At 70.7% G+C, this 9,544-nt stretch carries 9 protein-coding genes; all 9 read left to right on the top strand.

Going from position 1 to position 9,544, the window contains the following annotated elements:
- The first annotated feature begins 165 nt into the window (after positions 1-165).
- The 9 genes from ACWIGU_RS23870 to ACWIGU_RS23830 all read left to right on the top strand — a co-directional run bounded on the left by ACWIGU_RS23870 (position 166) and on the right by ACWIGU_RS23830 (position 9,247).
- On the top strand, positions 166-1,371 hold the full coding sequence (locus ACWIGU_RS23870) for a permease (protein WP_454403728.1): 1,206 nt from the start codon (positions 166-168) through the stop codon (positions 1,369-1,371).
- Between the two features lie 85 nt (positions 1,372-1,456).
- On the top strand, positions 1,457-2,098 hold the full coding sequence (locus ACWIGU_RS23865; RefSeq protein ID WP_454403727.1) for a class I SAM-dependent methyltransferase: 642 nt from the start codon (positions 1,457-1,459) through the stop codon (positions 2,096-2,098).
- 474 nt (positions 2,099-2,572) lie between these two features.
- A complete protein-coding gene (locus ACWIGU_RS23860; protein WP_454403726.1) occupies positions 2,573-3,976 on the top strand; it encodes an extracellular catalytic domain type 1 short-chain-length polyhydroxyalkanoate depolymerase in 1,404 nt (467 codons plus the stop codon).
- A 37-nt stretch (positions 3,977-4,013) separates the two neighbouring features.
- On the top strand, positions 4,014-4,157 hold the full coding sequence (locus tag ACWIGU_RS23855; RefSeq protein WP_454403725.1) for a hypothetical protein: 144 nt from the start codon (positions 4,014-4,016) through the stop codon (positions 4,155-4,157).
- Between the two features lie 253 nt (positions 4,158-4,410).
- On the top strand, positions 4,411-5,193 hold the full coding sequence (locus ACWIGU_RS23850) for an MHYT domain-containing protein (protein ID WP_454403724.1): 783 nt from the start codon (positions 4,411-4,413) through the stop codon (positions 5,191-5,193).
- A gap of 134 nt (positions 5,194-5,327) precedes the next feature.
- On the top strand, positions 5,328-7,766 hold the full coding sequence (locus ACWIGU_RS23845) for a nitrate- and nitrite sensing domain-containing protein (RefSeq protein WP_454403723.1): 2,439 nt from the start codon (positions 5,328-5,330) through the stop codon (positions 7,764-7,766).
- Positions 7,763-8,236, top strand: a complete 474-nt coding sequence (locus tag ACWIGU_RS23840; RefSeq protein WP_454403722.1) for a roadblock/LC7 domain-containing protein — start codon at positions 7,763-7,765, stop codon at positions 8,234-8,236. Before ACWIGU_RS23845 ends, ACWIGU_RS23840 begins: the two co-directional genes overlap by 4 nt.
- Positions 8,233-8,670 (top strand): DUF742 domain-containing protein, encoded by a 438-nt coding sequence (locus tag ACWIGU_RS23835; protein WP_454403721.1) that lies wholly within the window; start codon positions 8,233-8,235, stop codon positions 8,668-8,670. Before ACWIGU_RS23840 ends, ACWIGU_RS23835 begins: the two co-directional genes overlap by 4 nt.
- The gene (locus ACWIGU_RS23830) at positions 8,651-9,247 is read left to right on the top strand and encodes a GTP-binding protein (protein WP_454403720.1); all 597 of its coding nucleotides are present in this window, start codon (positions 8,651-8,653) and stop codon (positions 9,245-9,247) included. The genes ACWIGU_RS23835 and ACWIGU_RS23830 overlap by 20 nt, the downstream gene beginning before the upstream one ends.
- The last annotated feature ends 297 nt before the right edge of the window (positions 9,248-9,544 follow it).

Raw genomic sequence — 9,544 nt, 5'->3', positions numbered from 1 at the left:
CGCCGGGCGGCAAGCGCCACCCCGCCGCCCTTACGTGGCGCGTCGGCTCACCCCGGGGGGGGCGCCGCCCACCCGGCGGCGCCCCGCTCCCGGGCCGACGGACGCGCACCCAAAGAGAGCGTGTCCGTGGGCGGCAGCCCGTCCTCACGGAGGAAGGCTTCACAGATGCACGCCGTACTGCACGCACTGTCGATTGCCGGGTCGATGACCTGGGAGATCACCAGGGCCCTGATTCTGGGCTTCGCTCTGTCCGCCGTCGTCCAGGCAGTGGTCCGCAAGTCCACCGTGGTCTCGCTCCTGGGCGATGACCGGCCCCGCACCCTCGCCGTCGCCGCCGGCCTGGGCGCGGCGTCGTCATCCTGCTCGTACGCGGCGGTCGCGCTGGCCCGCTCACTGTTCCGCAGGGGCGCGAACTTCACCGCCGCGATGGCCTTCGAGATCGCCTCCACCAACCTGGTCGTCGAGCTCGGCGTGATCCTGGCCCTGCTGATGGGCTGGCAGTTCACCGCCGCCGAATTCGTCGGCGGCCCGATCATGATCATCGTGCTGGCCGTGCTGTTCCGGGTATTCCTGCGTGACACACTCCTGCGCGCCGCCCGCGAGCAGGCCGAACGCGGGCTGGCCGGCTCGATGGAGGGTCATGCCGCGATGGACATGTCCGTAGCAGGCGAGGGTTCCTTCGCCCGGCGCCTGTTCTCCCGCGAGGGTTTCACCTCGACCTCGCACGTGTTCGTCATGGAGTGGGCGGCGATCCTGCGCGACCTGGTCGTCGGTCTGCTCATTGCCGGCGCCATCGCCGCCTGGGTTCCCGATTCCTTCTGGCGCACCTTCTTCTTCGACGGCCACCCTCTCGCCTCCAAGCTGTGGGGCCCGATCGTCGGCCCGCTGGTGGCGATCGCCTCGTTCGTGTGCTCCATCGGCAATGTGCCGCTGGCGGTGGTGCTGTGGAAGGGCGGCATCAGCTTCGGCGGTGTGGTGGCGTTCATCTTTGCCGACCTGCTGATCCTGCCGATCCTCAACATCTACCGGAAGTACTACGGCGCCAAGGCCGCCGCCTTCCTGCTCGGCACGTTCTATCTCGCGATGGTCGTCGCCGGGTACATCGTCGAATTCGCCTTCGGGGGACTCGGCCTGATCCCCGACCAGGCCGATGCGAAGATCCCGATGGAGGGCGTGAGCTGGAACTACACCACCTGGCTCAACATCGCCTTCCTGATCCTGGCCGCAGTCCTCCTGGTGCGCTTCTGGCGCACCGGCGGGCTGTCCATGCTCCGCATGATGGGCGGCTCACCCGACACCGGCCACGATCACACCGCCCACCCGCAGCACGGGCACCCAGCAGGGGACACGCCCGGCGGGCACCACCACTGAAGCGTGTCCCTCCACCCGTGGGTGGAGGGCCGGTTCTGCCCACGGGCCGATCCGTGAACCGACGTCGACGTGCTGGAGTGGTGCTGTGACTGCCACCTTGCCGCGCGTCCTGCCCAGCCCGGACGGCAAACCGGTTCCGCCGCCCGGCACCGCCGACGTCTTCCGGGTCTTCGCCCGTGACCTGGCTGCCGGCCGGCGGCCCTGGACGGCCGAGACCGCCCATTTCATCGCCGCTCAGTTCGACCGACTCGCCACCGACTGGGACGCCACCCGCGCCACCGGCCGCGACGACCCCCTGCGCGACGCTCTCACCCGCGGCGGACCACTGCCCGCGGGCCCATGCCTCGAACTCGGCTCCGGCACCGGCCTGTTCACCCCCCGGCTGAGCACCGTCTTCCCGCAGGTGATGAGCGTGGACCTGTCGCTGCGCATGCTGCAGCAGGCCCACGGCCGCTCACCGGGGCGCGTCCAGGCCGACGCAAGCACACTGCCACTGCCCGACTCCTCCGTCGCCGTCATCGCCGCGATCGACATGCTGTTGTTCCCCACCGAGACCGCCCGCGTCCTGGCACACGACGGAGTACTTCTGTGGATCAACCAGCTCGGCAGCGACGGCCCGCTGTACCTGCCCGCCACTGCCGTCGCTGCAGCCCTGCCCGGCACATGGCAGGCGACCGAGTCCCAAGCCGACTGGGGCAGTTGGGCCGTCCTACGCCGCACCCGCTGACATGCCATCCGGGACCAGGTGCCGGTTCGCGGATCGGCGAAGAGTTCAGAATGGCGACGGCGCCGGCTGAGCGTGGTCGCCCAAGAGCAAGCAGTCGGCAGGGTGCGGCAGGCAGCCGCCAGTGTGGGCAGGGCAGCGCCTCGGCGATGACGGGAGCACCGGCGGCCGTCGGAGTGATGCCGTCCGGTGTGGCGCAACGGTGACGGCCCACAGCCCGCGCCGCTTCGAGGTGGGGCGCGTCACCATTACTGTCGCCGACCGGCCGGACGTAACGTCCCCGTAACTCCTGGGACGTGTAACGCCGTCCGATGCCGGGCGGCCAGGGCCGGGGGTTGTCCCTCGCCCCATCCATCGCGATCACCTGGTGGCACGATGCATCCTGCTTCCTCCCACACCTCGCGGCGCCGCGTCCTACGCGGGCGGCGGTCTGCCGACCCCGGAAGGCGGTCGCGTTCCGGGTCCGCCGTCGCGCTGGTGCTGCCCGTCGTCGCACTGATCCTCGGGCTGCTGTCCCCGGCACCGGCGCAAGCCGCGTCCCTGCAAGAGGTGACGAACTTCGGCTCCAACCCAGGCAGCCTGCAGATGTTCCGCTATGTCCCCGACGGGCTGCCGTCCGGGCGCCCGCTGGTGGTCGCCATGCACGGCTGCACCCAGTCGGCCTCGGCGTTCGACGACGAGACCGGCTGGACCAAGTGGGCAGACGCCTGGGGCTTCGCGCTGGTGCTGCCCCAGCAGAAGAGCGCCAACAACGCCAACTCGTGCTTCAACTGGTTCCAGTCGTCCGACTTCTCGCGCGGCCAGGGCGAGGCCCTGTCCATCAAGCAGATGGTCGACAAGATGGCAGCCGACAACGGGACCGACCCCTCACGTGTCTACGTCACCGGCCTGTCCGCCGGCGGGGCGATGACCGCGGTCATGGCGGCCTCCTACCCGGACGTCTTCTCCGGCGCAGCGGTGGCCGCCGGGCTTCCCTTCGACTGCGCCCGCACCGTCACCGACGCTCTGAGCTGTATGAACCCCGGCAGCAACCTCACCCCGCAGCAGTGGGGCGACAAGGTACGCGCGGCCGATCCCGGCTACAGCGGCCCCTATCCGACGGTGGCGGTGTGGCAGGGCTCCCAGGACACCACTGTCGCGCCTATGAACATGACCGAGCTCGTCGAGCAGTGGACCAACGTCCACGGCACCGACACCACGGCCGACGTCAGCGACACCGTGCAGGGCTACCCGCACAAGGTCTACAAGGACACTTCCGGCCGCGCCGCCGTCGAGTCGTACAGCATCACGGGCATGTCCCACGGCCAGCCGGTCGACCCCGGCACCGGGGCCACCCAGTGCGGCACGGCCAGTCAGTACCTGCCGGACACGAACATCTGCGCCTCGTACTGGATCGGACACTCCTGGGGCCTCGACACCACCGACGGCGGCGGATCCCTGCCCGCCCCGGCCGGGCTCACCGTCACCGCCACCCATGACACCTCGGCGACTTTGTCCTGGACCGCCGTCGACGGCGCGGCCTCCTACCGGGTCTACCGCGGCGGCACCCAGGTCGGCTCGCCTTCCTCGACTTCGTTCACCGACACCGGGCTCGCCCCCGGCACGACGTACAGCTACACCGTGGCCGCCGTGGACGACGCCGGGGCGGTAGGCGCCTCCTCCGCCGCGGCGCAGGTGACCACGACCGGCGCCACCCACCAGTGCTACACCGACAACAACTACAACCAGGTCGCCGCCGGACGGGCCCACCAGAGCCTCGGCTACGTCTATGCCAACGGCTCCAACCAGAACATGGGCCTGTACAACCTCTACGTCACCCACACACTGGAAGAAACCTCGCCGGGCACCTTCGTGATCGCCGACTCCGGCTGCCCGTCCTGACGGACCCACGGCGCGGCGGCGGCTTCACCGTCACCTGGTGAAGCCGCCGCCGCACGCCATGACCTGCCCCGCGATGTGGTCGAACTCCGGTGTGCACCAGGTGCACGGCTCCCGGGGCCGCCTCCTCACCACCGAGTCGGCCGTTCTCGACTCCAGCGCCACCAGCCCCGCGTTCAGTTGAACGGTTATGTCCCAGAACTCCGGACCTGGGCGTCTCGTCCAGGGTGTCTGAAGAGCTTCGGTGTGCGGCGTGACAAGAGTCGCACCGATGTGGGCGAGGAGTGAAGGGCCGAAGCCCGAAAGGCCGTTGAACCAGGGCTTTACCGCCCAGTAACCCGCCTGCGGGCGCATCTCGCCGCCCCATGGACAGAGATCCACTGCGTGCTAGCGTCCCGGTCGCCGGGGGGCCGACACAGGACAGTGAGAGGAAACCCGTGGGTCACATGCACCACATGGCCGGAGGCTGGGCGACGCCGGTCCTGTCGTATGCCATGGCCGTCGTCGGATCTGCGCTGGGATTGCGCTGCACTGTGCGCGCCCTGACAACCGGGGGACGGTCCAAACGGAACTGGCTGGTCAGCGCGTCCATCGCGATCGGCGCCGGAATCTGGACCATGCACTTCATCGCGATGCTCGGCTACACCGTCGACGGCACCGCGATCCGCTACGACATCCCGCTCACCCTGCTCAGCCTGCTCGTCGCCATCGGCGTCGTCGGCGCCGGAGTCTTCACCGCCGGCTATGGCAAGTCCCGCGTGCGCTCCGTCCTGTTCGGTGGCGTCGGCACCGGACTCGGGGTGGCCGCGATGCACTACATCGGCATGGCCGCCGTAGAGCTCAACGGCACGATCTCGTACGACCCGGCTGTCGTCACGGCCTCCGTCGTCATCGCGATCGTCGCGGCCTCCGCCGCGCTGTGGGCCGCACTCTCCGTGCGGGGCCCGGCCGTTGCCGCCGTCGCCGCCCTCGTGATGGGGTTCGCGGTGAGCAGCATGCACTACAGCGGCATGGCCGCGGTCACCGTGGACGTGCATGCGAGCAACGCACCTCTGCCGGGCGCGAGCGCCACCGCGTTCATCCTGCCGCTCGCCGTGGTCCTCGGTTCTTTCCTCTTCCTCACCTGTGCCTTCGTGGCCCTGTCCCCGACGGCCCGAGAGCGCGCCGAGGGCGAGGCCGCGGCCCGACCGCTGCACGAGGTCGAGCTTCCGGTCGCCTGATCCGGATCCCCTGAGCAGCCTCCGTCATCACTGCGGCACATTTCCCGCCACGCGCCTGTGCCGCCGTGGTTCCCCGGGCCGAACGCCACTTCGCGCGCCCTCAACACTCCTGCACCGCCAAGGAGATCCCTGTCATGCCCGCACGCTTTTTGCTGCCCGAACGGTGGCGTCCCAAGTCGATCCGAGCGAAAGTCGTCACCCTGCTGACGGTGCCGGTCCTCTCCCTCATGGCCCTGTGGGGGCACGCTGCCGTCACCACCGCGTCGCAGGTCTCGTCCACCGAGCAGTTGCGGCAGATCAACTCCGCCCTGGTGAAGCCGGTCGCGGACTTCACCACCACGGTCCAGGACGAGCGTGCCGCCGCCCTGAAGTACCGGGCCGCTCCCGGTCCGTCCGCCCGCCGCGACTTCGATGCCGCCCGGTCCCGCACGGACAAGGCCGTCGCCGCCCTGCGCGCGGGCATCCGCTCCAGCAGCACCGATCTCGCGGCTCTCGACGGCCGGCTGCCCGACCGGATCAGTGCTCTGCTCAAGAGCGCAGGGTCCCTCCCCAAGCAGCGGGAGACACCCCACGACTCCGCCGCCGTGTTCTCCGGCTACGGCGCGGTCGTCGACCGGGCTTTCGCGGTGCGCGCCGGGCTGGCGGGCGCGGACCTCCCCGACCGCGCCTCCCACACCCGCACCGTTCTTGAACTGGCCCGTGGCCGCGAGGCGTTGAGCCGCCAGGACGCCGTGCTCGGTGCCGCGCAGGCGAAAGGCACCATGTCAGCCGCCCAGTACCGCGCGTTCATCGGCGACGTCGCCCAGCAGCGCGGGCTCACCAAGGCCGCGGTGCCCGACCTTCAGGCCGAGGGTGCCGCCCGCTACCGCGCCGTTCTCGCGTCCCGCAGTGCCACCGAACTCACCACCGCTCAGGACGCCGTCCTCGACGCCGGTGCGGACGGGGCCGTCTCCGCCGTGTCGGCAGAGGACTGGCACTCCCACGTGAGACACACCCTCGCCGGGCTTGCCGCGGCGGAGCGGGCCGCCGTCGACACAGGCGCCGACGCGGAGCCGTACTCCCTTGCGACCCTGGGCAGCTCGGGCCTCGCTGTGGCCCTCGGCCTGCTCGGCGTGGTCCTCTCGCTGCTTCTTTCCGTACGCATCGGGCGCGGCCTGGTCGACGACCTCACGGGACTGCGGAACTCCGCTCTTCAGCTCGCCGCCTCTCGGCTGCCGGCCGCGATCCGCCGCATCCACAGTGGTGACGACCTCGACCTCGACGTCGAGGCCCCGCTCTCCCGCACGCCCATCCGGGACGAGATCGGCCAGGTCGGCGCGGCGCTCACCACCGTGCAGCGGGCCGCCCTGCGCGCGGTCGCGGGCCGCGCCGCCGTCCTCACCGGAGTCTCCGGCGTCTACGTCAGCCTCGCCCGCCGCAGCCAGGTGCTGCTCCACCGCCAGCTGGAGCTCCTCGACGCGATGGAACGCCGTACCGAGAACCCGTCAGACCTGGAAGACCTGTTCCGTCTGGACCACTTGACGACCAGGATGCGCCGCCACGCCGAGTCCCTGCTCATCCTGTCCGGCTCCGCACCCGGCCGTGCCTGGCGCAACCCGGTCCCGCTGATCGACGCCGTACGCGCGGGCATCGCCGAGACAGCCGACATCGATCGCGTCCAGCTGCACGACATCCCCGATCTGCTTCTGGCCGGCACAGCGGTGGCCGACCTGATCCATCTGATCGCCGAACTCACGGAGAACGCCGCGGCGTTCTCGCCGCCGCACACCCCCGTCGTGGTGCGCGGAGAGGAGGTCGGGGCCGGCGCCGTCCTGGAGATCGAGGACCGCGGCCTCGGCATGGGCGACGAGGCGCTCGCCGCGGCCAACGAGAAGATCCGGGCCGCGGACATCGACCTCCTCGACTCGCGTCGCCTCGGCCTGTTCGTGGTCAACCGCCTCGCCGAACGCCAGCATGTGGACGTCACCCTGCGCCGCTCGGTCTACGGCGGCGTCACCGCCGTCGTCTTCGTTCCGCAGCAGCTCCTTGAGGCACCGCAGCCGGGCTTGCGGCCCCTGCCGGAGTCGCGAGGGCTGGAGACCGGTCACGTACCGGCCTCTCCTCCGGTCGCCGTTCCCGTACCGGCAGAGCAGCGCCCCGAACAGGAATCGATGCTCCGGCCGGAGGGTGAGCCCCAGTTGCCGCTCGGTCACACTGCCCCCCGCCAGGACCCCACTCACGCCCGTCACGCGGCTCCCCGGCCTGCGCCGTCCTCGGCCGCCCCCTCCGAGGAAGCCACCTCGAGCCATGACTCCGAGGACGGTCTGCCGCGCCGGGTGCGTCAGGCCAGCCTCGCCCCCGAACTGCGTGGTGACGAGAACGCGGGCGCCGGCTCACCTCCGGCCCAGGGCCCCGCCGTCCGATCCCCGGAGGCCGCGCGCGCCACGATGGCGTCCCTGCGCTCCGGCCGGCGACGCGCCTCCGCGGCTCAGGGTGAGCCGGACACACCGTCCGGCCCAGGAAGCCCGTCCGGCGCCCAGCATGCCGCGCCCCATCCCCACCACGCGACCGAAGAAGGATTCCGAAACCGATGACCCCGACCTTCAACGTCACGAACCTGGGTGACCACCCCGATGACCATGGCACGGGCGGCGTGGACGGTGTCGACTGGCTCCTCGACGACCTGGTCGAACGTGTCGCGGAGGTCCGGAGCGCGGTCATGCTCTCCACCGACGGCCTGTGCGTCGGCGCCTCCCGCGGCCTCGGGCGTGACGACTCCGAGCGCTTCGCCGCCATCGCCTCCGGGTTCCACTCCCTCGCCAAGGGCGCGGGCCGCCACTTCGACGCGGGCGGCGTCGTCCAGACGATGGTCGAGCTGCACGGTGGGTTCCTCTTCGTGGTCGCCGCGGGCGACGGGTCCTGCATTGCGGTGTTCACCGACGGGCACGCCGATATCGGCCTTGTGGCGTACGAGATGGCCCTGCTGGTCGAGCGCGTGCGTGAGCACCTCGCCGTACCCGTGAGGACGGACGGCGCCCCGACGCCGGACGGCGGGACGGCGTGACCGACCTGCCACCCGGCCGCGGGCCGACGCCCGACGCCGCCGACCGGGACCCCGACCCCTGGACCGACCGCTACGACGAGGAGGCCGGCCCTCTGGTCCGCCTCTACGCGATGACCGCGGGCCGCGCGCGTACGGACAACGGCGCGGAACGCGTCGACCTGATGGCGATCGTCCGCTCCACGGCCGCCACCCCGCGCGGCCCGATCCCGCCCGAGCAGCGCAGGCTGCTGGCGCAGTGCGCCCAAGGACCGTGCCCCGTTGCGGACTTGGCCTCGGACTCGGGCCTGCCGCTCGGCGTCGTACGCGTCCTGCTCGGCGACCTGACCGCCCAGGGGCTGATCCGCATCACACCGCCCGAGTCCACCGCCACCGGAAAAGAACCTCCCTCCGCCCATCTCCTGCGAGAAGTGATCAATGGCCTCCGTGCACTCTGACCGCGCCGCGCACCCGGCACCCGCCGACTTCACCGCTCTCAAGCTCCTGATCGCCGGCGGCTTCGGCGTGGGGAAGACCACGCTGGTGGAGTCGGTCAGTGAGATCCGCCCTCTGCGCACCGAGGAACCCCTCACCGAGGCATCGCGCCCGGTGGACAGCCTGGAGGGCGTGGCCACGAAGTCCACGACGACGGTCGCCATGGACTTCGGCCGGATCACCCTGCGCGACACCCTGGCCCTCTACCTCTTCGGCACCCCCGGCCAGGACCGCTTCTGGTTCGTCTGGGACGAGTTGGCCACGGGCTGCCTGGGCGCGGTCGTCCTGGCCGACACCCGGCGCCTCGCAGACTGCTTCCCCGCCATCGATTACTTCGAGAGCCGCGACATCCCCTTCATCGTCGCTGTGAACTGCTTCGACGGCATCCGAACGCACAGCCGAACAGCGGTGGCGCGCGCCCTCGACCTGAACGCAGACACCCCAGTGCTGCTGTGCGACGTACGCGACAGGGAGTCCGGCAAGGAGGTCCTGATCTCTTTGGTCGAGCACGTCCTGGCCATGGAGTCGCGCCCCGACTAAGTGCCCACATAAGGAACGTACCCACGTACGCCGCGTATCCCGAGAAGCAGCCGCTGTACGGCGAGGTTGCCTCCGAGGTCCGCGAGGAGATCGTGCGCTGTGTAAATTCCTGATCAATAGCGACGCGGCGCAGTCCGCGCACAGTTGATCATCAAGCGGAACGCCACCCATGTGGCACACAGCCTGGAACTACTGGCCTGGGCAGCCTCGAACCTGGGCCGGAACGAAGAGGCCGGCCGACTGGTCGGCGCGGCAGAACACACCTGGTCGCTCGCCGAGGAGTGCACACAGGACGAT

It is taken from the genome of Streptomyces sp. NPDC055400 (genome assembly GCF_053644375.1).
This window is presented reverse-complemented; position numbering and strand designations above follow the sequence as displayed.

Coding starts and splice junctions, on each gene's coding strand:
- ACWIGU_RS23870 (WP_454403728.1), top strand. CDS start 166: ATGCACGCCGTACTGCACGCACTGTCGATTGCCGGGTCGATGACCTGG.
- ACWIGU_RS23845 (WP_454403723.1), top strand. CDS start 5,328: ATGCCCGCACGCTTTTTGCTGCCCGAACGGTGGCGTCCCAAGTCGATC.
- ACWIGU_RS23840 (WP_454403722.1), top strand. CDS start 7,763: ATGACCCCGACCTTCAACGTCACGAACCTGGGTGACCACCCCGATGAC.
- ACWIGU_RS23830 (WP_454403720.1), top strand. CDS start 8,651: ATGGCCTCCGTGCACTCTGACCGCGCCGCGCACCCGGCACCCGCCGAC.